This is a genomic window from Tardiphaga sp. (assembly GCF_044340795.1).
GTDB lineage: Bacteria > Pseudomonadota > Alphaproteobacteria > Rhizobiales > Xanthobacteraceae > Tardiphaga.
On the sequence record NZ_JBIISY010000105.1, the window covers coordinates 1 to 20,193 of the forward strand.

Here is a 20,193-nt window from a genome sequence, read left to right on the forward strand (position 1 = left end):
CAACCAGGTGACCGTCTTCACCGGCTCCGGCGTGCAGCTGGTGACCAACGAAGCGGCGACCCTGTCGTTCAATTCACAGGGCACCATCACGCCGGGTACGCAGTGGAACGCCGATCCGTCGAAGAGCGGCCTCGGCTCGGTGATGATGACCTTTCCCGATGGCGCCTCGGTGAATCTCACCGCGCAAGGCGCATTCAAGTCGGGAACGATTGCGGCTTATACGGAGCTGCGCGACAAGACGCTGGTGGAAGCGCAGGCACAGCTCGACCAGTTCGCCGGCGCGGTTTCGAGCGCACTGTCGGACAAGACCACACCAGGCACCGCCACCACCGTGGGCGCGGAGTCCGGCTTCAATCTTGATCTTGCCGACATGAAGGCCGGCAACATCATTCATCTCACCTATACGGATGCGGTGACAGGCACCCAGCGTCAGGTCTCGGTCGTCCGGGTCGATGATCCGAACGTGCTGCCGCTGTCGAACAATGTTACGGCCGATCCCAATGATCAGGTGGTCGGCATCGATTTCACCGGCGACGTTGCCGCGCAGCTCAATGCGGCGCTCGGCGGCCAGATGCAGTTCTCGCTCACCGGCAATAACCTGACGGTGCTGAACCGGACGAACTTCTCCACGGTGAATGCGGCGTCGGTGACGACCACGCAGACGGCGTTCAGCGACGGCAGTCCGCAGATCGCCTTGTTCACCGACAACGGCTCTCCCTACACCGGTGCCATCTCTGGATCGGGATCGCAATTGACCGGCCTTGCCGGGCGCCTCTCGGTGAATGCTGCGGTGGTCTCGGATCCATCGAGGCTCGTGGTCTCCAGCACCGGCGGCCTGGCGGGCGATACCAAGCGCGCCGCGTTCATTCTCGACCAACTCAACAATGCGAGCTTCACCTATTCGCCGCAGACTGGTGTCGGCAGCACCGGCACGCCGTTCCAGGGGACGCTGCTGAGCTATATGCGGCAGTTCGTCAGCCAGCAGGGTGCCGCGGCCTCGGAAGCGAAGCAGCTGGCGGATGGGCAGAATGTCGTGCTGAACACGCTCGACAAGAAGATGGCTGACACATCCGGCGTCAATATGGATGACGAGATGGCGCATCTCCTTGCGCTGCAGAACGCCTATTCGGCCAATGCGCGTGTGATGTCGACGGTGAACGAAATGTACAAGACCATGTTGCAGGCATTCTGAGGCCATCATGAGCATCAACGGCGTCGGTTCACGTACATCCTATATCGGCTCGGGCATCCTCAACCTGCGCAGCCAGCTCGACACGCTGACGCAGCAGCTGTCGAGCGGCAAGATCGCGGATACCTATGCCGGGCTCGGCAGCGGCCGCAGCCTGTCGATCGCATTGCGGTCGCAGATCGCCACGGTGGCGTCCTATGCGGACACCGCGACCAATCTCAATACGCGCATCGGCGTCGCCAATCTGTCGCTCGAGCGGCTGGTGAAGATCGGCTCGGATGTAAAGGGCGCCGCGGTAAGCGCGGGCGGCAACTTTGACAATTCGGGGCAGACACCGGCGCAGCGGACGGCGTCGCTTGGCTTCTTCGACTCGGTGGACATGCTCAACGCCAGGTCGGGGGACCGCTATCTGTTTTCCGGCCGCGCCACCGACACGGCGCCGGTGGCGCCTGCCGACCAGATCATGAATGGCAATGGCGCAAACATTGCGGGCCTCAAGCAGATCATTGCCGAGCGCAAGACCGCCGATCTCGGTGTCAACGAGAATGGCCGTGTCGGCAGTGCCGTCGGCGTGCCGACGACCTCGGTGGTGATCACGGAAGAGGACACGACGCCGTTGCCGCCTGCGGCCGCGCAACCCTTCGGCATGAAGGTCACCGGCGTCTCGACGACGATCCCCGGAGCGACGGTGACGCAACCGGTCGATCCGTCTGGCGTGCCGTCGCAGAAGTCGATGTCGGTGGATCTCGGCGCCACCAATCCCAGCGTCGGTGATCAGGTGAAGTTCACCTTCACCATGCCCGATGGCACCACCGAAGACATCGTGCTCACGGCCTCGGACAAGACGCCGCTGCCGGCAGGTAGCTTCGCCATCGGCGCCGACAGCACGGCGACGGCCGCCAATCTCAACACGGCGCTTGGCGGCGCGATGAAGGACCTCGCCAACGGCGCGATGACGGCCGCCTCGGCGATCGAGGCCGGCGACAACTTCTTCGACCAGCCGCCACTGCGTGTCGGCACATCGCCGCTCGGCGCGGCAACGACGCTCGTTGCCGGCACAGCTGCCAACACCGTGATGTGGTATCAGGGCGAGCCGGACGTCGCAGCCAATGGCTCGGCGCGGGGATCGTCGGTGTCGCAGATCGACACGTCGATCACCGTCAATTACGGCGCCCGTGCCGACGAGCAGGCGCTGCGCAACCAGCTGCAGACCGTGGCGGTCTATGCAGCGGTCGCTGTCGATCCCAACCAGCTGACCGATGAGACCTATGCGAAGAACGCCAATGCGCAGATCGCAGCATTGAGCCAGCGCGTCGCGCAGAACCTCGCCGATGTCCCGGGGCAGCAGACCATCGAGAACATCCAGGCCGACTTCGCCGGCGCCCAGGCGGCGATCAAGTCGAGCACGGACCGGCAGATCCAGACCAAGGCGATGGCGCAGACGATGCTCGACAGCATCGAGGGCGTGAACAATGACGAGGTCGCCACCAAGATCCTCGCGCTGCAGACGGCGTTGCAGGCGTCGTATCAAACGACATCGACACTGTACCAGATGAGCCTGGTTAAGTTTCTTTAAACGGACAGGGGCCCTTCGGGGCCCTTTTTCATTCCATCCTACCGCTAGTCTCTGGTTGCGGTAGCGCCGGCTCTCAACAAAATCATCGAAATATCAAAGCGATCACCGTGCCGGGCACGGGTGCGTGCGGACGTGTATGCACGCTCCCGGAAAAGGCTGGAAATACAGCGATTAGTCGAAATTTCGGGGCCTGGTTTTACGAAGTTTTAGAGTCTCGCGGCGCATCTTGCGCAGACCGACCAAGAAGGTCGTAGTTGTGTTTACCAGGAAGGTATCAAAACATGTCCGGCATTACCCTTAGCGCGTCCGTTCGTCAGAACCTGCTCTCGCTGCAGTCGACCGCTGATCTTCTCTCCACCACCCAGAACCGCCTCTCGACCGGTAACAAGGTCAACTCGGCGCTCGACAATCCCACCAACTTCTTCACGGCCCAGGGCCTGAACAACCGCGCTGGCGACATCAACAACCTGCTTGATGGCATCGGCAACGGCGTGCAGATCCTCCAGGCTGCCAACACCGGCATCACCTCGCTGCAGAAGCTGGTTGACTCGGCCAAGTCGATTGCCAACCAGGCGCTGCAGGCGACCTCGGGCTATTCGACCAAGTCGCAGTTCTCGACCACGATCGAAGGCGCGACCGCCGACAACCTGCTCGGCACGCCGAACGTCGCTGCGACCGTTGAAGGTACCGCCGTCACCGACCTGGCGACCGGCTCCGACCTGAGCACGGCGGCTGGCGGTGGTTTTGCCGACGGTGACACCCTCATCGTCAACGGCAAGACGATCACCTTCGCCACGGGCTCGGCTACTGCCGGCACCGCTGCTTCGGTGACCGACACGGCCACCGGCAATGTCACCATCAACCTGACCTACGACAATGCTGGCACAAGCGACCAGTCGACGACGGCGACCCTCAAGGCTGCTGTTGAATCGATCCTGGGCACGGGCAGCTCGTTCACGATCACTGATGCTGACGAACAGGCCAGCATCACTGCCGGTAACACGACCGACACCATCTCGCTCGGTGGTACGGCGCTGAGCAAGCTCGGCCTCACCGCCACCACGACGCCGATTGCTCCGACCAACTCGTTCTCGGGTCAGACGCTGACGATCGGTGCGATTGACGGCTCTGCAGCGCAGACCATCACGTTCGGCACGGGCGCTGGTCAGGTCAACACGCTCGACGACCTCAACAAGTCGCTGGCCAACAGCAACCTGCAGGCTTCGATCAGCAAGGACGGCAAGCTGACCATTCAGACCACGAATGATCAGGCTTCGTTCGACCTGACGGCTGCCGGTCTGATCGGTGGTACGGCGACCGGCGCGGGCAACCTGTTCGGTGCGTTGAACACCTCTGGCCCGGTGGCTGACGTCAACGCTCAGAACACCCGTTCGAGCCTTGTCGCGCAGTACAACACGGTGATCGATCAGATCAAGACGACTGCGGCTGACGCGTCCTTCAACGGTGTCAACCTGCTCAATGGCGACACGCTGGCCCTGACCTTCAACGAAACGGGCAAGTCGAAGCTGAGCATCACCGGCGTCACCTTCGATCCGGCCGGTCTGGGTCTGGAATCGCTGACCAAGGGCACCGACTTCCTTGACAACGCAGCGACCAACAAGATCCTGACCTCGCTGAACGACGCGTCTTCGACGCTGCGTTCGCAGGCTTCGGCCTTCGGTTCGAACCTGTCGGTCGTGCAGATGCGTCAGGACTTCTCGAAGCAGATGATCAACGTGCTGCAGAACGGCGCGTCGGCTCTGACCCTCGCTGACACCAACGAGGAAGCCGCCAACAGCCAAGCGCTGTCGACCCGCCAGTCGATCGCTGTCTCGGCGCTGTCGCTGGCCAACCAGTCGCAGCAGGGCGTGCTCCAGCTGCTCCGTTAATCGGAACAGACTGATCAAGTTCGGAAGCGGCGGGGGCAACCCCGCCGTTTTTGCGTTTCGATGGCCGAAAAGGCCCGGAAACTGATGTTTCCGGGCCTTTTTGCTTGCCGTCGCAAGCCCCCGGCAAGCTCTTAAGACCACGTTAACCTTACTTTAAGGTGTACGGCTGCATAGTCGGGGCTGTTTAGGAAGCAGGTAGACCGAGAATCGGTCATTTTAATCCGGGTATCGCCTTCGGGCGGCCGAGATTCCTCTTCCAGAAGGGCGTCAAATTCAACCGGCAGCGTCGCGGCGAGATGGGTCTCGTCAGATGCACCATGCGCTGGCGCGACCTGAAGGTCGTTCGCGCGGGGAACAGGAAGGTTTCCATATGTCAGGCATCGTTCTTTCGGCTTCGGTTCGCCAGAACCTGCTGTCGCTGCAATCGACCGCGGACCTCTTGTCCACGACGCAAAACCGTCTTGCCACCGGCAAGAAGGTCAATACCGCCCTCGACAACCCGACCAATTTCTTCACGGCAGCAGGCCTTGACAGCCGCGCCGGCGACATCAACAACCTGCTCGACGGCATCGGCAATGGTGTGCAGGTGCTGCAGGCCGCCAATACCGGCATCACCTCGCTGCAGAAGCTGGTCGATACGGCGAAGTCGATCGCCAACCAGGCGCTGCAAATTCCGGTCGGCTACGACAGCAAATCCACGATCAAGACGCCGATCAATCCCGGCGCGACCGCGGACAACCTGCTCGGCACGCCAGATCCTGCCGATGCTGTGTTCACCGGTAGCCCGGCGAATGCCAAGGACGGAACGGTGATCACCGGTGCGACCACGCTGTCAGGCGCCGCTGGCGGCGATTCGATCGCAACCAATTTCGCCGTGGGCGACACCATCACCATCAATGGCAAGAGCCTGACCTTCATGGCGACGGCTTCCGCCAGCCCCAACGAGATCGGTATCGGTGACACGATCACGACGCTGTTGGCAAAGATCGACGTGTTGTCCGACAACACCGTGGCGGCCAATGCGTCCACCGTCGATGGCACCGGCCATGTGAATCTCCACACCGGTCTCGTTTCCGATCTGCAGATCGAGAGTTCGAACACCTCGGCGCTTGCTGCGCTTGGCCTCGGGACCTCCGTCACCCAGAAGCGCGCCGAGGGTAACACCGCGCTGGGCGGCCCGCCCGCCCTGACGCTCGACATTGCTGCCACCAACGCATCGAGCATCCCGACGCATATCACTTTCGGCAAGGCTGCCGGCCAGGTACACACGCTGGCACAGCTCAATGCCGCCCTCGCGCCTAACAATCTGCAGGCCGTGATCGACCCGACCGGCTTCCTGACCATCACCACGTCCAACGACGCTGCGTCGTCGACGATCGGTGCGATCAGCGGCACCGCCGCTGCAACCGGCGAATTGTTCGCCGGTCTGACGGCAACCGATCCGGTGCAGAACTTTGCATCGCAGACCTCGCGCGCGAACCTCGTCGCGCAGTACAACAACATCATCGATCAGATCACGACGACCTCGCAGGACGCCTCGTTCAATGGCATCAATCTGCTCGGCGGCGATCAGCTCAAGCTGGTCTTCAACGAAACCGGCAAGTCGACGCTCAACATCCAGGGCACGACGCTGACGCCGGCCGGCCTCGGTCTCGGCAAGCTGACTTCGGGCAGGGACTTCCTCGACAACACGTCTGCGAACAACACGCTGGCGACGCTCAACGTCTCGAGTTCGATCCTGCGCTCGCAGGCATCGGCGCTCGGTTCGAATCTCTCGATCGTGCAGATCCGCCAGGAATTCGCGAAGAACCTGATCAACGTGCTGCAGACAGGCTCGTCCAACCTGACGCTCGCCGATACCAATGAGGAAGCTGCGAACAGCCAGGCACTGTCGACCCGTCAGTCGATCGCCGTCTCCGCGCTGGCGCTGGCGAACCAGTCGCAGCAGAGCGTGCTCAAGCTGCTCCAGTAAGCCTTGCGCGAGATCGCAATGTTCTCACGGCGGGGGTAACCCCGCCGTTTTGCTTTTCGGAAGCTGGTCGATGGCGGCGAGGGCGCGAGGGGTCACTGGTATTATTCGCGCGGTCGGCGTATTTTCCAGCTTCCCCGGTGCGGTCATCCGTCCGGATGACGCGCGGCGCTCAACGGTCTGCCATGCGGGTTTTGAAAGCCGGAATGGGAAGAGGAGTGTGGAATGCCATTGCGAGTCGAACTGAAGCCGGGTGAGCGAATCATCATTGGCCAAAGCGTCATTACCAACTCGGATACGCGTACCGCCTTTCTGATCGATGGCGATGCGCCCATCCTGCGTGAGAAGGACATCCTCACTGCAGAGACTGCGAACACGCCGGTGAAGCGCATCTATCTCTGCGTCCAGATGATGTATCTGGAGAATGACATACCTGCCTATCAGGAGCTCTATCTCGGCTTCATCAAGGATTTGATCGAAGCCGTGCCGAGCTATCGTGAGCCTGTGGAGGGAATTAGTAAGCTAATCTTAAGTGGCGAACTTTACAAAGCACTCAGGGAATTGCGTCCGCTGATCAAGCGGGAAGAAGATTTGCTGAGGTAAGTTATGTCCATTGGTGCCAATGCATACGCTCGTACGGCGCAAACCACGGCATCACCGAGAGACATCGAAGCCCAGGCGCTTCTGAAAGCGGCACGCAAGCTGCAGGACGTGATCTCTAATTGGTCGACGACCGATGCCGGCCTCGACGAAGCCCTGCTGTTCAATCGCAAGCTCTGGTCGATCTTCGTGGGTGACGCGCTGAACGACCAGAACCCGGAAAAGATCGAGATCCGGCAGAACATTGCCAATATCGGCATCTTCGTGATGACGCAGTGCACGGCCTTGCAGCAGATCCGTCAGGTCGAGCATCTGCAGGCGCTGATCGACATCAACCGCAACATCGCCGCCGGTCTGTCGGGACGCCCGTAAGGTCAGCGCAATTCGTAACGATTGCTTAAGTGGCACCGCGCCCTAATGCGGGCGTAACGATTCGACTTGCACGACGAGGCAATCATGGCAGACGCTCTCAGCATTCTGGCGGCGGCCTATAAGACCGCGACGCCCACAACGGCCGGCAAATACGTTCCGGTGGACGCTGAAGCCTATCAGGGCAGCTGGAAGGGCACCTACGCCAACGGCAAGAAGTTCGAAGTCGCCATCTCGCAGGTCGAGGGATTTCGTGCGCAGGTGAAGTATCAGAGCGAAGGGACCGTCAAGTTTCAGCAGGTGCTGATCAAGGACAACTCCTTCCGCGTCGGCGATACCAAGTTCCTGATGACGGCGAATAACAAGGCAACGATCAAGAACGTCGTGACCGATGCCGCGACGGGCAGCACCTATCTCGATACGGCATTTGCCACGCGCAATGTCTGACGATCAGGCGTTGCGTTCGGTCTCGATCCGGCGATCGTAGAGCTTCGCATCCTGCTTCGCCGCGTCCATCGCACGCAGATAGGCCCGGGTCCGCAGCCGCGTTTCTTCCGGATACTGATTGATGATCTGATTGGTCTTCTTGTCGACCGAGACATAGACGATCTGCGCCGCATCGCGGTCGATGATCACGCCTTTGGAAATGCGGTCGCTGTCCACCTGCTGATAGTTCGCGGCGGAGATGTTGACATGCGAAGCCCCCGGCGCCGCCGTCACTGTCTTGTCCGGCGGCAGTTGCGTCGGCACAGCATCGCGCACGGCGTCCTGCGTGACGCGGATGACTGGTGCTGCAACCGGTGCCCCCACCGGTTTGATCAAATAGTCGGTACTCATGGCAGCCCTCCTGGCTCCACTGGTGAATCCCGACCCCTTCCCAAACGCGAAGAATGCACCGGACGGATGAATCCGGTGCTTACGTCCAGCCGATGATTTGATTCAAAAGCGAGCGGTGCCGCAGTATGGAAAACGCGGCAGCGATGCGCTTGCGTGAGGTGCCTACAGCGAGCGGCTCATGACGAGCGGCGTCATGTTGGCGCGGCCGGGCTGCGCCTGGCGGCCGGCGGCGGTGTAGGTCTGCGGAATGTTGCGGCGCTGGACCTCGGCGTTGACGCCGCGCACGATGCCTTCGGAGACAGCATGCGCGGTAGCGAGCACCGTGAGATTGACCTGCAGCATCGCGCGAAACACGTCGTGATGCTTGCGCAAGGCCTGCAGCAGATCCGGCGTGGTGGCCGCGAGATAGGTCTGGCTGAGCTTCAGGAGCGTGATCATGGTGATGTAGCGCTTCGAGATGTCTGCCTTCGGTGCCTCGAGCTTGATCGCCTCGCGAATATTGCCGGCGCGGACCAGTGCGGTCTCCTGCTCGATGATGGCAAGCAGTTCGTTCATCACCTTCATCAGGCCGTCCGCGAGCTGGCGCGCTTCCATCGGTGTAGCCACGGCGCGGGGGGCGACGGGGGCGGCCTGCTGCTGGCGCATTGCGTTGTTCATGGTGATATCCTCGACGGTTAATTGGCGGCCGGTGTCTTCGCAGGCGCGCTATTTGAACTCTGGGCCTGCTGGAGGATGAGCGAGCGAAACACTTCATTGGAGATGCCGACGCCGCCGGCCTTGGCGAAGGATTTCGAGTATTCGTCGGTCAGCATCGAGCGCCAGGGGCCGGTGCCGGTGCTCTCGCCGAACGGCCCTTCGCTCTTGATGCCCGATGTCATCTGCGACAGCATCGTATTGAGGAACATCGCCTCGAAGTCTTCGGCCTGTTTGCGCGTCTTGGCCTGCGCTTCCGGCGACACCTTCTGCAACGCCTCGCTCAGCGAAATGTCCGGGCGGCCATTGATGGTGGGATGCTTGGCCTGATAGGCGGCGGCTGCGTTGATGCCGTTCATCACATCACCTCGATATCGGCCTGGATCGCGCCGGCGGCCTTGATCGCCTGCAGGATGCCGATCAGGTCGCGCGGGCCGATGCCGAGACCGTTGAGGCCATCGACCAACTGCTGCAGTGAGACGCCGTCCTTCACGATCGCAAACTTCTTGCCGTCCTCGGTGACGCCGACGCGCGTCGATGGTGTCACCACGGTGCGCCCATTGGAGAGCGGCGCCGGCTGGCTGACATTGGCGCTTTCGGAGATGGTGACGGTGAGATTGCCCTGCGCCACGGCGACGGTGGCGACGCGCACGTCGCGGCCCATCACGATGATGCCGGAACGTTCGTCGATGATGATCTTGGCAGCCAGATCCGGCTCCACCTGCAACTGTTCGATCTCGGTCAGCAGCGCGACCACATTGCCCTTGAACTCGGCCGGGATCGCCATCTGCACGGTGGACGGGTCGATCGGTTCGGCGGTCTTGCTGCCGAGGAAATCATTCACCGCGGCGGCGATGCGCTTGGCGGTGGTGAAGTCGGGATTGCGCAAGGCGAGGCGGACATTGGGGAGGCGGTTCAGCGCGAATTCGATCTCGCGCTCGATGATGGCGCCATTGGCGATGCGGCCGACCGTGGGCACGCCGCGGGTGATGCTGGCGGCGGCGCCTTCGGCAGCAAAGCCGTTGATGGCGAGGGAGCCCTGGGCGACGGCATAGACATTGCCGTCGGCGCCGAGCAGGGGAGTCACCAGCAGGGTACCGCCGGTGAGGTTCTTGGCGTCGCCCAGCGCCGAGACGGTGACGTCCATGCGGGTGCCCTGGGTGCCGAAAGCGGGCAGGTTGCCGGTGACCATCACGGCGGCAACGTTACCGGTGCGCAGCGTCTGGCCGCGGATGTTGACGCCCATGCGCTCCAGCATCGCCTGCAGGGACTGGCGGGTGAAGGGGATGTTGTTGAGGGTGTCGCCGGTGCCGTTGAGGCCGACAACGAGGCCGTAGCCGATCAGCTGATTCTGTCGCACGCCTTCGATATTCGCGAGATCCTTGATCCGCGAGGTGGCATGGGCCGACGCCATCGACAGCACCAGCGCGCACAAAGCGGCACAGGCCGTCTGATAGAATCGGATCGAAGTCAGGCTCGACATCCTCTGCTCCCCGCGAGGTCTAGGCTCGGACCATCTGCCACTCCCATGACGATGTCCGACCATACCAATGCGAGGGCTGTGCCAATCCAATGAGGGATGCTATCCATTTGATGCCGTTGATGTTTTGCAGTTTGTGTCGGGTTCTGTGCGGCGCCTGGCCGAGTCGAAACTGCCGCCCGCGGCAGTTTTTGCCGGGTCGTTTACGTTTGATTAAACATAAGGCGCGAGGGTGCAGACAGCGCCGCCAGCTCCAGCGATGATGTCGCGGGATGAGGGAGTGGCCACAGGGCGGGCCGGAAATGGCCGCCATTTTCGCTGGACCCCGCGATGCGCATTTACGGACCGAACGGCACCACGCTTGGAACCCCTTCCTCGGGCACGAAGAAGACGGGATCGAGCACCTTTTCGCTGCCGGATGCCGCTCCGACCGCGGATGCGCGCCCGGCTTCGGCGCCGCGTGCCACCAACAGCATCGACGCGCTGCTGGCGATGCAGAGCGTCGAGGATGCCACGGAGCGGCGCAAGAAGTCGGTGCAGCGCGGGCGCGGAGCCCTCGACGTGCTCGACGAGCTGAAAATCAGCATGCTGGCGGGCTCTATCACTCCGGCCACGGTGGCCCGGCTCAAGACGGCTGCTGCCGACCTGAAAGCGAGCTCCGGCGACCCCGGACTTGATTCCGTGCTGTCCGAGATCGAGCTCCGCGTCGAGGTCGAACTCGCCAAGGCGGCCCGCGGCTAGCTTCGAAGCTTTCCAGACGACCAAGTTCCAGTGGAGAACCCGGCAGGGGATAGTTCCGGCCGGTTCCTGACCGTTATTGTCTGTCACACGGCGTAGCTATATAAGCGCCGCGCGTCCGGGTATTTCCGGATCGCCATGCGAGCATTGATGGATTGGCCTTGGACAAGACAAAAAGCTATCGCCCCTCCGATAAAGAGCCTTTCATGAATGACCGGCAGCGCGAATATTTCCGCGCCAAGCTGCTCGCCTGGAAGGAAGAGATCCTCCGCGAATCGAAGCTCACCCTGCAGACCCTGCAGGAGGAGAATGTGAACCACCCCGATCTGGCCGATCGCGCATCGTCGGAAACCGACCGCGCCATCGAGCTTCGCGCCCGGGATCGTCAGCGCAAGCTGATCTCCAAGATCGACGCTGCGCTGTTGCGCATCGAGGACAATTCCTACGGCTATTGCGAGGAGACCGGCGAGCCGATCTCCTTGAAGCGGCTGGAGGCCCGTCCGATCGCGACGCTCTCGGTGGAAGCCCAGGAGCGCCACGAGAAGCGCGAAAAGGTCTACCGCGACGAATAGCTGAACTGCCGGCCGCCCGCTCAATGAGGCGGCCGTTTTGTTTCGGGAGGTTGTCGATGGATAAGCAACTCGCGATCGCCGAGATACTCGCGGCCGTGCGCGTCAACCGGACGCCGCTGTCCGTTCCGTCCGCGGAAGCGATCCCGCATGACGAGGCCGATGCCTATCGGGTGCAGGATGTGCTGCACAATCTGCTGTCGCCCGATTTCGGCGCGCAGGTCGGCTACAAGATCGGCTGCACCAGCGCGGTCATGCAGGTCTATCTCGGCATCGACCATCCCTGCGCCGGCGGACTGTATGAGGGGCGCGTGCATCAGAATGGCGTGTCGCTGCCCTACAAAAATTATGTGCATGTCGGCGTCGAATGCGAGATCGCGGTGCGGCTCGGCAAGGATGTCGTCATGGGTGACGTGCCGTTCACGGCGGATTCAATCACGCCATTCGTCGAAGCTTATTACCCTGCCATCGAACTCGTCGATGATCGCTATGCCGACTGGCGCAGCGTCGATCCGCGCGTTCTGATCGCCGATGACTTTTTTGCTGCTGGCTGCGTGCTCGGTGCGCCGGTCGCGCGGGCGGATGCGCCGGATCTTGCCGGTGTCGTCGGTCGCGCGCTCATCAATCGCGTTGAGGTCGGCCGCGGCACCGGCGCCGACGTGCTCGGCCATCCCCATCATGCGCTGGCGTGGCTCGCCAATCACCTCGCCGCCGACGGCAAGACCTTGCGCACGGGTGACATCGTGCTGACGGGCAGTCTGGTAAAGACGGAATGGCTGAAGGCGGGGGATGATGTGGTGATGGAGCTCGCGGGGCTGGGCAGTGTGTCCGTGCGCTTTCCGTAGGGCGGATTAGCGCAGCGTAATCCGCCGCGAAGTCTCATCTATGACCTCGGCCGGCGGATTACGCCTTCGGCTAATCCGCCCTACGTTTAAAACAACGACGGCCTCCCGCCAGGGGAGCTGACGGAAGGCCGCGTGTGAACATCGCAGCGCGTGGGAGCACGCTGCGATGTGGGAGCTCGAAAGGCTTTCAATAGTGCATGATCTGATCCGAAAACCGGTGTCCACTTTTCGGGATCATGCCTTAGAAGGGCAGCAGCACGTCCATCACCTGCTGGCCATAGCGCGGCTGCTGGACGTCGGAGATCTGGCCGCGGCCGCCATAGGCGATGCGGGCCTGCGCGATCTTCGAACTGTCGATGGTGTTGTCGCTCTGGATGTCCTCGGGACGAACGATGCCGGCGACGATCAGTTCTCGGATCTCGTAATTGACGCGGATTTCCTGCTTGCCCTCGACCACCAGATTGCCGTTCGGCAGCAATTGCGTGACGACTGCGGCGACATTGGTCTGCAGGGCTTCCTGACGCGTCACCGAGCCCTTGCCGTCGGAAGATGAGGTGGCATCGGCCGTGATGAGCTTGCCGGGCAGGATCGAATCGGCCGGGGTCGGGATCAGCTTGCTGCCAAGGAAGTCGGTAATGCCAGCGTCTTCCTTGTTGGTGCGGCTGCGCTGCGTCTGGTTGGCGATATTGGCCCGGTCGGTGAAATTGACCGTGATGGTCATGATGTCGCCGACCTGGCGCGCGCGCTGGTCCTTGAAGAAGGCGCGCGAGCCGTTCCGCCACAGCGAGTTCGCATTGTAGGACGCGACTTCCGGCTTCGGCATCGGCATCTGTACCGGCTTGTAGCCGGGCTGGGTCGTCGGGTTCTCGATCGCCGTCAGAGCCGGCTTCTCGCCGATGGAAGCGAGACGGTCGATGGAGGAGCAGCCGCCGAGGCCGGTGGCCAGAAGCGCTGCAAGGGCAAGGGGGCGGTTGAACTGATACATGTACTTTACTCAGCTTTGCGAGAGACGGGCACGCGGTCGTTGGCGGCGAGAGCGACGGGCGCAACGGGAGAAGGTGCGCGGGAGATCTTTTCGGAAGGTGCTGGGTCGGGAGTCGCGGGAGATTGCGCCGGCGCGCGTTCGCCCGGGAGCGGCGAAGCGGACGGCGAGGAGACGGTGACTTCGCCGCGGCCGGTGACGACACCGGCGACGCTGCGCTTGGATTGCAGGTTCATGACATTGACGACGTCGCCCTCGGTGCCGGACTCCTGCGCCTTGCCGCGAATGGTGAGCTGGATGCCGGTGGCGCGATAGACGAGGGTGACCGCCTGATCACGAACCACGAGGTCCGGCTTGGCGAGATCGGCATTGCGGATGGCCTGGCCGGCGCGCAGCGGACGACGGCTCTGCATGCCGACGGTGCGGTCGCGGATGGCGCCGTCATTGCCGACTTCCGCTTTCGGGCGGCGCTCGACGAGAATGTCGGAAGCTTTCAGCACTTCGTTGCGCTCGACGCCGCGGGCGAGTACGGCGACCTCGACGGTCTCCACCGCGGTGCCGGTGAAGCGCAGCTTCGCGGCGGGCGCGGTGCCGTCATTGCCGATGGCGAAGGTGACATCGAAGCGGCCGCTGCGCGCATCGAAACGCGTGGAAACCGGATCGAGCGCGCCGGTGTAAGCGGCATCGAGCTGGGTATCCTGCACGTCGCGATCGAAAGTCAGGGTCAGATTGACGGCATCGCCAAGGCCGTTGCGGTGCTGCAGCGCGTGAGCGACCTGGGCTTCGATCTCCTTGCCCTCGATGCTGCGCGACAAGCGCGTCACCGAGATGGACTGCAGGCCCGACGTCTCGACGCCGATCACATGATGGGCGCGCAGCGTCGCAACGATCTGCGCCGTGGTGAGCGTGCCGACGGTGCCGAGATCGGGCGCGCGATAGATCGCGATCCCCGCAGCCGGGCCGGCATTGTCGATGACGTCGCCGATGCGAACGACTTCGCTCGACACCGATACATTGGCGCGCAGCTTCGGCAAGGCAATGGTGTCGTCGCGCCTGGCCTGGCCGAGCGCAGCAGAGGTAGCCGTCGCCAGGAGGGCGGTTGCGATCAGGAGCGTGCGCATGGTCGAGGTCATGATCATCCTCCTCAGCGGAACATGCCGGATGTGGACTGCAGCATCTGGTCGGCGGCGCTGATCACCTTGGCATTCATCTCATAGGCACGCTGCGCGGCGATCAGGTCGGAGATTTCGGTGACCACTTCGACATTGGCCTGTTCGAGATTGCGCTGCTGCATGTCGCCGAAGCCGTCGAGATTGGCGGTGCCGTCCTGCGGCGTGCCCGAAGCCGGCGTTTCGACGAATAGATTGTCGCCGATCGGCATCAGGCCGGCCTTGTTGATGAAGCGCGTCAGGCCGATGCTGCCGAGGATCGTCGGCGTGGTCGTGCCCGGCACGATCACCGAGACCTGGCCGGCCGCATTGATGGTGAGCTGCGAGGACGCTGTCGGCACGGTGATGGTCGGCTGCACGAGGTTGCCCTGGGCATTGACGATGCGGCCCTGGTTATCCATCGAAAAAGTGCCGTCACGCGTATAGGTGAAGGTGCCGTCCGGCATCTGGATCTTGAAGAAGCCTTCGCCGCGGATGGCGACGTCGAGATCGTTGCCGGTGATCGACAGCGTGCCCTGGCCCATCATGCGCGGGGTGCCGACGGTCTTCACGCCGCCGCCGATATCGACGCCGACGGGGATCAGCGTGCCCTGATCCGATGCCTGCGCGCCGACGCGGCGCACATGGTCGTAGATGAGGTCCTGGAATGCGGCGCGCTGCTTCTTGTAGCCAGTCGTGCGCATATTCGCGATGTTGTTCGAGATGACCTGAACGTTGAGTTCCTGGGCGGCCATTCCGGTCGATGCGGTGTAAAGTGCGCGCATGGGTCTGTTTCCTTAAGCCGGAACGTCAGCGAGTTTTTCGATGGCGGTGCGCCGCGAGTCGCCCTGCGACTGCAGCATGTTCGACAGTTCGGTATAGGCGCGGGTCACTTCGATCATGCGCGTCATCTCCGTCACCGAAGAGACGTTGGAGCGCTCGATGAAGCCCTGGTTCAGCTTCGCGGTGAGCGACGGCTGCGCGGCGACGCCGGGCGCGGCCGAGTAGAGATTCGAGCCTTCCTTCACCAGCTGCTGCGGCTGCGCGAACTGCACCATGCGGATCTTGCCGCGGATGCTGTCGATGCGGTTGGTGCCTTCGAGCACCGTCACTGTGCCGTCCTGGGAGATGTTGATGTCGTGGTCGGTCTGCTGGAACACGATCGGGCCATTGGTGCCGAGCACGGGCAGGCCGCTCGCGGTCACCAGCTGGCCCTGATTGTTGATCTGCAGGCTGCCGTCACGGGTGTAGCGCTCGCCGCCCGGGGTCTGCACTGCGAGGAAGGCATTGCCGTCGATGGCCACGTCGAGCGGGTTCTTGGTCGGCTCGACCGGGCCGCCGGCAAAGTCGTGCATGGTGGCGCGATCCTGCACGAAGGATACCCGGCGATCGCGGCCGATGAAGTTGTCTTCACGGGCGGTCGGGCTCAGATATTCCTCGAACAGCATCCGCTCGGCCTTGAAGCCGGTGGTGTTGATATTCGCGATGTTGTTCGCGACGACGTCCATCTGCCGACGAAGCGTCATCTGTCGCGACAATCCGACGAGAAGCAGGTTCTCCATCGGGTGATCTCCCCTGGTTCCAACGGGTGGCTCTCCCAAGCCGGTCCCGTGGATCTCGCGAACCACTCAAGCTCTCCCAAGCCGTGGTTCACGCCAGTTGGGTAGCGAAACCCGTGCCAACTGAGAAAATATCGCGAATTCAATCAGTTGCTTGATTTTTGTGGCTCGGGGAGGGCGGCAGAAACGTCTTGTTGACCATAACTGCCGGCAGAATTTTCCTAGTGAATCCCGAAAATAAAGATTCCATTAACCATTGCGACCTAGCGTCCGGATCAGACAGGGCCTTGGGCGCTGGCGGCATTTTGTATCGCGTCTTCAGGGCCTGCTTCGCAGCATCGAGCCCATCCCAATTCCCGAACGGGCAAGGCGATGGCGGATACAGATACTACAGAAGGCGGCGCCCCCGGCGGGGACGAGGCCGGAGCTCCCAAGAAGAGCAAACTCAAGCTGATCATCATCGCAGTGGCGGCGCTGGCGCTTGCCGGCGGTGGCGGCGGCTATTTCTTCCTGGCCAAGGGCAAGAAGAAGGAACAGCAGGCCGAGGCCGCACCGGTGGCCAAGCCGCTGTCCTTCGTCGAGGTGCCGGAGATCATGGTCAACCTCGCCGGTCAGCCCGGCGAGCGCGTGCAATATCTGAAGGCCAAGCTGGTGCTGGAAGTGAAGGACGCGCCGCAGGTGGCGCTCATCACCCCGTCGATGCCGCGCATCACGGATATGGCCCAGGTCTATCTGCGCGAGTTGCGCTCCTCCGACCTCAACGGGTCGATCGGCATGTTTCGGCTGAAGGAAGAGCTGACACGCCGCGTCAATGCGGCAATCGCGCCGAACCACGTCAATGCGGTGCTGTTCAAGGAAATCCTCATTCAGTGACGGTTTCGAATTGAGAGTCTGGGTCTAGAACGATGTCTACCGAGCAGGTCGATCAGGACGCAATTGCCGCCGAATGGGAAGCATCTCTGGATTCAGAGGATCCCGCCGAGGCCGCGAAAGCTGCCGCCGAGAACGAACTCACCGGCACCATGGCCGAGCAATGGGCCGCCATGGTGGAAGATGGCGGCCGCGATCTCGGCGGCGGCAAGAATGGCGGCGAGCGTGTGTTGTCGCAGGAGGAGATCGACAACCTCCTCGGCTTCAGCGTCAACGAAATCAATCTGGACGAGAATTCGGGCATTCGCGCCATCATCGATTCCTCGATGGTGTCCTACGAGCGTCTGCCGATGCTCGAAATCGTGTTCGACCGCCTGGTGCGGCTGATGACCACGAGCCTGCGCAACTTCACCTCCGACAATGTCGAAGTCTCGCTCGACCGCATCACCTCGGTGCGCTTCGGCGATTACATGAACTCGATCCCGTTGCCGGCCGTGCTCTGCGTGTTCAAGGCGGAGGAATGGGAGAATTTCGGTCTCGCCACCGTCGATTCCAGCCTGATCTATTCGATGATCGACGTGCTGCTCGGTGGTCGCCGCGGCCAGGCCTCGCTGCGCATCGAGGGCCGTCCCTACACGACCATCGAAACCAATCTCGTGAAGCGCCTCATCGAGGTGGTGCTGGCCGATGCCGAACAGGCCTTCCGCCCGCTGTCGCCCGTGTCATTCAATATCGACCGGCTCGAAACCAATCCGCGCTTTGCAGCAATCAGCCGGCCGGCCAATGCGGCGATTCTCGTGCGCCTGCACGTGGACATGGAAGACCGCGGCGGCGACATCGAGTTGTTGCTGCCCTACGCGACCATCGAGCCGATCCGCGGCACGCTCATGCAGATGTTCATGGGCGAAAAATTCGGTCGTGATCCGATCTGGGAGAGCCACCTGGCCACCGAACTCGCGCAGGCGGAAATCGCCGTCGATGCCGTCCTCTACGAGGCCAACATCCCGCTGAAGCAGCTGATGATGCTGAAGGTCGGCGACACATTGCCGCTGGAGATGCGCGCCGACGCGCTGGTGGCGGTGCGCTGTGGCGCCGTCACCTTGACGGAGGGGCGCATGGGCCGTGTCGGGGACCGCGTCGCAATTCGTGTGACCAAGAATTTGCGTAAGCCACACACCACCCTCGCGATGTTTGAGAAGGCTGACGAACAAACCAAGATGATGGAGGCACAATGAGCCATTCGCTGGGAATCGTGATAGAAGGTCTGGTCGCTGTATTGCTCGTTCTGACCATTGGCTATTGCATGCTGCTCAATAAGCGCCTGAAGAAGCTCAAGGCGGACGAACAATCCCTCAAGGCGACCATCGGTGAGCTGATCACCGTCACCGAAATCGCCGAGCGCGCCATCGGCGGGCTCAAGCATACGGTGCGCGACGTCAACGAGAATCTCGGCGCGCAGATCAATGCCGCGACCGCGCTCGCCGATCATCTCAAGGCCCAGCTCGCCGAAGGCGATGCGTTGGTGCGCCGCGTGTCGAAGATCGCTGCCGCCGCGCGCCCGCTGGCGGCGCAGGTCGAGCCGGAAGCTCCGCTCGTGCAGCCCGTCCGCGTATCTGCGGCGCGCGCCAATGCGGCAGCAGCACAGGCTTTTGCCGAGCGACGGAGGCCTGACGGCATCGCTGCATGAAGGCGTTCCGCGATATTCGTATCCTGCCTGTCGTCCTGGTTGCGGTGCTTGGTCTGGCGATTCTCAAGATCGCCGGCCTCGTGATCGACGGCGGCTATGTGTTCGAATATCAGCCGCAGCCGGTGAAACAGCCCGAGAAGCAATCCTGGGCACAGGAGATGTTCAACTTCCCGGGCGGGGCCAAGCCGGTTGATTCCGACATCACCGGCTCTGTCGACGCGAAGAAGGACGACGCTGCGAAACCGAAAGTCGGGGCGCCCGAGGCGATCGCCGTCACCAATACGCCACCGGTGGAGCAGGCGCCGAAGATCTCGGACTCCGAGCGCGCCATCCTGGAACGGCTGCAATCGCGCCGTCAGGAACTCGACGCACGCGCGCGCGAACTGGAGATTCGCGAAAGCCTCCTGAAGGCCGCTGAAAAGCGCATCGAGACCAAAGTCGATGAGATGAAGGGCGTCGAGGCCGGCATCAAGACGGCGACGGAGCAGAAGAGCGAGGCCGATGCGGCGCGCTTCAAGGGCATCGTCACCATGTATGAGAGCATGAAGCCGAAGGACGCCGCCAAGATTTTCGACCGGCTGGAAATGCCGGTACTGTTCGAAATTGCCTCGCAGATGGCGCCGAGAAAGATGTCGGATGTGCTCGGCCTGATGCAGCCGGAAGCGGCGGAGCGTCTCACCGTCGAGCTGGCGCGGCGCGCGCAGGGTGGCGAGCGCGCGACCTCGACAGCGGAACTGCCGAAGATCGAAGGCCGGCCGGTTCAGCCGGTCCGGAATTAAAGAAAATCATTAACAACTCCTTAGAGGCCGGCTTCTAGATTTGGCGCGAGACGGATGAAAGCCGTTCCTCGTTCATCGGGCTGAGAGACTCTTCGACAATGCCGCGCAGAATGGCCGCTGCATCCTGGACGCGCTCCCACACATGGTCGTGGGCGGTGTCGCGCTGCGCCGGCGTGGCTGTCTTGCTCACGCTGTCGACGGGATTTTCGCTGTCCGCATTCGCGCAGGGCGTGAAGGGTACCGCCGCGCTGTCCACATCCGGTGGCTACGCGCGGATCGTGCTCAAGCTCGCCGAGGATGTTGAGTCCGAGGTGAGCCAGGCCGGCTCGGTCCTCATCGTCCGCTTCAAGCGCCCGGTCGACGTTCCCGTCGAAATCCTCGGTGATTCTGCACCTGATTATATCGGCTCGGCGC

24 protein-coding genes are annotated in these 20,193 nt (G+C 62.5%); 15 read left to right on the forward strand and 9 right to left on the reverse strand.

The features are described 5' to 3' along the window. From ACIQ17_RS17655 to ACIQ17_RS17685, 7 genes are all read left to right on the forward strand, one after another. A partial coding sequence (locus ACIQ17_RS17655; protein WP_398470366.1) for a flagellar basal body rod C-terminal domain-containing protein occupies positions 1 to 1,192 on the forward strand: 1,192 nt, incomplete at its 5' end. A 7-nt stretch (positions 1,193 to 1,199) separates the two neighbouring features. Further along, complete coding sequence (locus ACIQ17_RS17660) at positions 1,200 to 2,765, forward strand: flagellar biosynthesis protein FlgL (RefSeq protein ID WP_398470367.1); 1,566 nt, start codon at positions 1,200 to 1,202, stop codon at positions 2,763 to 2,765. Between the two features lie 281 nt (positions 2,766 to 3,046). Next, positions 3,047 to 4,654: a flagellin gene (locus ACIQ17_RS17665; protein ID WP_398470368.1), complete on the forward strand. Its 1,608-nt coding sequence runs from the start codon at positions 3,047 to 3,049 to the stop codon at positions 4,652 to 4,654. 370 nt (positions 4,655 to 5,024) lie between these two features. Then, entirely contained in the window at positions 5,025 to 6,626 is a 1,602-nt protein-coding gene (locus ACIQ17_RS17670) for a flagellin (protein WP_398470369.1), read from the forward strand. Between the two features lie 222 nt (positions 6,627 to 6,848). After that, positions 6,849 to 7,226 (forward strand): flagellar biosynthesis repressor FlbT, encoded by a 378-nt coding sequence (gene flbT / locus ACIQ17_RS17675; protein WP_398470370.1) that lies wholly within the window; start codon positions 6,849 to 6,851, stop codon positions 7,224 to 7,226. Positions 7,227 to 7,229: 3 nt separating this feature from the next. After that, the gene (gene flaF, locus ACIQ17_RS17680) at positions 7,230 to 7,595 is read left to right on the forward strand and encodes a flagellar biosynthesis regulator FlaF (protein ID WP_398470371.1); all 366 of its coding nucleotides are present in this window, start codon (positions 7,230 to 7,232) and stop codon (positions 7,593 to 7,595) included. A gap of 84 nt (positions 7,596 to 7,679) precedes the next feature. Continuing rightward, positions 7,680 to 8,039, forward strand: coding sequence for a hypothetical protein (locus tag ACIQ17_RS17685; RefSeq protein ID WP_398470372.1), 360 nt, complete (start codon positions 7,680 to 7,682; stop codon positions 8,037 to 8,039). Positions 8,040 to 8,042: 3 nt separating this feature from the next. Here ACIQ17_RS17685 and ACIQ17_RS17690 read toward each other — a convergent pair whose 3' ends face one another. From ACIQ17_RS17690 to ACIQ17_RS17705, 4 genes are all read right to left on the reverse strand, one after another. Beyond that, positions 8,043 to 8,429 (reverse strand): hypothetical protein, encoded by a 387-nt coding sequence (locus ACIQ17_RS17690; protein WP_398470373.1) that lies wholly within the window; start codon positions 8,427 to 8,429, stop codon positions 8,043 to 8,045. 162 nt (positions 8,430 to 8,591) lie between these two features. Further along, positions 8,592 to 9,086, reverse strand: a complete 495-nt coding sequence (locus tag ACIQ17_RS17695; RefSeq protein ID WP_398470374.1) for a hypothetical protein — start codon at positions 9,084 to 9,086, stop codon at positions 8,592 to 8,594. Between the two features lie 17 nt (positions 9,087 to 9,103). After that, a complete protein-coding gene (gene flgJ / locus ACIQ17_RS17700; protein ID WP_398470375.1) occupies positions 9,104 to 9,481 on the reverse strand; it encodes a flagellar assembly peptidoglycan hydrolase FlgJ in 378 nt (125 codons plus the stop codon). After that, positions 9,481 to 10,605, reverse strand: coding sequence for a flagellar basal body P-ring protein FlgI (locus tag ACIQ17_RS17705; protein WP_398470376.1), 1,125 nt, complete (start codon positions 10,603 to 10,605; stop codon positions 9,481 to 9,483). The genes flgJ and ACIQ17_RS17705 overlap by 1 nt, the downstream gene beginning before the upstream one ends. Positions 10,606 to 10,932: 327 nt before the next feature. Between ACIQ17_RS17705 and ACIQ17_RS17710 the strand changes: the two genes are divergently transcribed. The 3 genes from ACIQ17_RS17710 (at position 10,933) to ACIQ17_RS17720 (ending at position 12,754) form a co-directional block, all read left to right on the forward strand. Continuing rightward, positions 10,933 to 11,343 (forward strand): flagellar assembly protein FliX, encoded by a 411-nt coding sequence (locus tag ACIQ17_RS17710; RefSeq protein WP_398470377.1) that lies wholly within the window; start codon positions 10,933 to 10,935, stop codon positions 11,341 to 11,343. Positions 11,344 to 11,546: 203 nt separating this feature from the next. Further along, positions 11,547 to 11,912 carry an RNA polymerase-binding protein DksA gene (gene dksA / locus ACIQ17_RS17715; RefSeq protein ID WP_211909575.1) on the forward strand — a complete coding sequence of 122 codons (366 nt, stop codon included), beginning with the start codon at positions 11,547 to 11,549 and terminating at the stop codon, positions 11,910 to 11,912. A 56-nt stretch (positions 11,913 to 11,968) separates the two neighbouring features. After that, complete coding sequence (locus ACIQ17_RS17720; RefSeq protein ID WP_398470378.1) at positions 11,969 to 12,754, forward strand: 2-keto-4-pentenoate hydratase; 786 nt, start codon at positions 11,969 to 11,971, stop codon at positions 12,752 to 12,754. Positions 12,755 to 12,995: 241 nt separating this feature from the next. On the opposite strand, the gene flgH is transcribed toward ACIQ17_RS17720, so the two are convergent. Genes flgH through flgF form a run of 4 tightly spaced genes read right to left on the reverse strand, consistent with a single transcriptional unit; the run spans position 12,996 to position 16,446 of the window. Further along, on the reverse strand, positions 12,996 to 13,739 hold the full coding sequence (gene flgH / locus ACIQ17_RS17725) for a flagellar basal body L-ring protein FlgH (RefSeq protein WP_398470379.1): 744 nt from the start codon (positions 13,737 to 13,739) through the stop codon (positions 12,996 to 12,998). Between the two features lie 5 nt (positions 13,740 to 13,744). Beyond that, a complete protein-coding gene (gene flgA / locus ACIQ17_RS17730; protein ID WP_398470380.1) occupies positions 13,745 to 14,869 on the reverse strand; it encodes a flagellar basal body P-ring formation chaperone FlgA in 1,125 nt (374 codons plus the stop codon). An 11-nt stretch (positions 14,870 to 14,880) separates the two neighbouring features. After that, positions 14,881 to 15,669, reverse strand: coding sequence for a flagellar basal-body rod protein FlgG (flgG, locus tag ACIQ17_RS17735; protein ID WP_398470381.1), 789 nt, complete (start codon positions 15,667 to 15,669; stop codon positions 14,881 to 14,883). 12 nt (positions 15,670 to 15,681) lie between these two features. Beyond that, complete coding sequence (gene flgF / locus ACIQ17_RS17740) at positions 15,682 to 16,446, reverse strand: flagellar basal-body rod protein FlgF (RefSeq protein WP_398470382.1); 765 nt, start codon at positions 16,444 to 16,446, stop codon at positions 15,682 to 15,684. A 369-nt stretch (positions 16,447 to 16,815) separates the two neighbouring features. Between flgF and fliL the strand changes: the two genes are divergently transcribed. The 4 genes from fliL to ACIQ17_RS17760 are packed head-to-tail and all read left to right on the forward strand — an operon-like array spanning position 16,816 to position 19,779. Further along, positions 16,816 to 17,316, forward strand: a complete 501-nt coding sequence (gene fliL / locus ACIQ17_RS17745; protein WP_398470383.1) for a flagellar basal body-associated protein FliL — start codon at positions 16,816 to 16,818, stop codon at positions 17,314 to 17,316. A 32-nt stretch (positions 17,317 to 17,348) separates the two neighbouring features. Continuing rightward, a complete protein-coding gene (fliM, locus tag ACIQ17_RS17750; RefSeq protein WP_398470384.1) occupies positions 17,349 to 18,548 on the forward strand; it encodes a flagellar motor switch protein FliM in 1,200 nt (399 codons plus the stop codon). Continuing rightward, positions 18,545 to 19,000, forward strand: coding sequence for a DUF6468 domain-containing protein (locus ACIQ17_RS17755; protein WP_398470385.1), 456 nt, complete (start codon positions 18,545 to 18,547; stop codon positions 18,998 to 19,000). The genes fliM and ACIQ17_RS17755 overlap by 4 nt, the downstream gene beginning before the upstream one ends. Further along, on the forward strand, positions 18,997 to 19,779 hold the full coding sequence (locus ACIQ17_RS17760) for a MotE family protein (protein ID WP_398470386.1): 783 nt from the start codon (positions 18,997 to 18,999) through the stop codon (positions 19,777 to 19,779). The genes ACIQ17_RS17755 and ACIQ17_RS17760 overlap by 4 nt, the downstream gene beginning before the upstream one ends. Before the next feature lie 34 nt (positions 19,780 to 19,813). On the opposite strand, the gene ACIQ17_RS17765 is transcribed toward ACIQ17_RS17760, so the two are convergent. Beyond that, positions 19,814 to 19,969 (reverse strand): hypothetical protein, encoded by a 156-nt coding sequence (locus tag ACIQ17_RS17765; protein ID WP_398470387.1) that lies wholly within the window; start codon positions 19,967 to 19,969, stop codon positions 19,814 to 19,816. Here ACIQ17_RS17765 and ACIQ17_RS17770 point away from each other — a divergent pair. Further along, positions 19,962 to 20,193 (forward strand): hypothetical protein (locus ACIQ17_RS17770; RefSeq protein WP_398470388.1); only part of this gene is annotated, 232 nt, incomplete at its 3' end. The two genes, ACIQ17_RS17765 and ACIQ17_RS17770, sit on opposite strands and share 8 nt — an antisense overlap.

Excerpts from the sequence above, each read along its gene's own strand:
- flbT (WP_398470370.1), top strand. The coding sequence starts at position 6,849 with ATGCCATTGCGAGTCGAACTGAAGCCGGGTGAGCGAATCATCATTGGC.
- fliM (WP_398470384.1), top strand. The coding sequence starts at position 17,349 with ATGTCTACCGAGCAGGTCGATCAGGACGCAATTGCCGCCGAATGGGAA.
- ACIQ17_RS17665 (WP_398470368.1), top strand. The coding sequence starts at position 3,047 with ATGTCCGGCATTACCCTTAGCGCGTCCGTTCGTCAGAACCTGCTCTCG.
- flaF (WP_398470371.1), top strand. The coding sequence starts at position 7,230 with ATGTCCATTGGTGCCAATGCATACGCTCGTACGGCGCAAACCACGGCA.
- ACIQ17_RS17720 (WP_398470378.1), top strand. The coding sequence starts at position 11,969 with ATGGATAAGCAACTCGCGATCGCCGAGATACTCGCGGCCGTGCGCGTC.
- ACIQ17_RS17760 (WP_398470386.1), top strand. The coding sequence starts at position 18,997 with ATGAAGGCGTTCCGCGATATTCGTATCCTGCCTGTCGTCCTGGTTGCG.
- flgH (WP_398470379.1), bottom strand. The coding sequence starts at position 13,739 with ATGTATCAGTTCAACCGCCCCCTTGCCCTTGCAGCGCTTCTGGCCACC.
- ACIQ17_RS17710 (WP_398470377.1), top strand. The coding sequence starts at position 10,933 with ATGCGCATTTACGGACCGAACGGCACCACGCTTGGAACCCCTTCCTCG.
- flgA (WP_398470380.1), bottom strand. The coding sequence starts at position 14,869 with ATGACCTCGACCATGCGCACGCTCCTGATCGCAACCGCCCTCCTGGCG.
- ACIQ17_RS17690 (WP_398470373.1), bottom strand. The coding sequence starts at position 8,429 with ATGAGTACCGACTATTTGATCAAACCGGTGGGGGCACCGGTTGCAGCA.
- ACIQ17_RS17685 (WP_398470372.1), top strand. The coding sequence starts at position 7,680 with ATGGCAGACGCTCTCAGCATTCTGGCGGCGGCCTATAAGACCGCGACG.
- dksA (WP_211909575.1), top strand. The coding sequence starts at position 11,547 with ATGAATGACCGGCAGCGCGAATATTTCCGCGCCAAGCTGCTCGCCTGG.
- flgJ (WP_398470375.1), bottom strand. The coding sequence starts at position 9,481 with ATGAACGGCATCAACGCAGCCGCCGCCTATCAGGCCAAGCATCCCACC.
- ACIQ17_RS17660 (WP_398470367.1), top strand. The coding sequence starts at position 1,200 with ATGAGCATCAACGGCGTCGGTTCACGTACATCCTATATCGGCTCGGGC.
- ACIQ17_RS17670 (WP_398470369.1), top strand. The coding sequence starts at position 5,025 with ATGTCAGGCATCGTTCTTTCGGCTTCGGTTCGCCAGAACCTGCTGTCG.
- flgF (WP_398470382.1), bottom strand. The coding sequence starts at position 16,446 with ATGGAGAACCTGCTTCTCGTCGGATTGTCGCGACAGATGACGCTTCGT.
- ACIQ17_RS17705 (WP_398470376.1), bottom strand. The coding sequence starts at position 10,605 with ATGTCGAGCCTGACTTCGATCCGATTCTATCAGACGGCCTGTGCCGCT.
- ACIQ17_RS17695 (WP_398470374.1), bottom strand. The coding sequence starts at position 9,086 with ATGAACAACGCAATGCGCCAGCAGCAGGCCGCCCCCGTCGCCCCCCGC.
- flgG (WP_398470381.1), bottom strand. The coding sequence starts at position 15,669 with ATGCGCGCACTTTACACCGCATCGACCGGAATGGCCGCCCAGGAACTC.
- fliL (WP_398470383.1), top strand. The coding sequence starts at position 16,816 with ATGGCGGATACAGATACTACAGAAGGCGGCGCCCCCGGCGGGGACGAG.
- ACIQ17_RS17755 (WP_398470385.1), top strand. The coding sequence starts at position 18,545 with ATGAGCCATTCGCTGGGAATCGTGATAGAAGGTCTGGTCGCTGTATTG.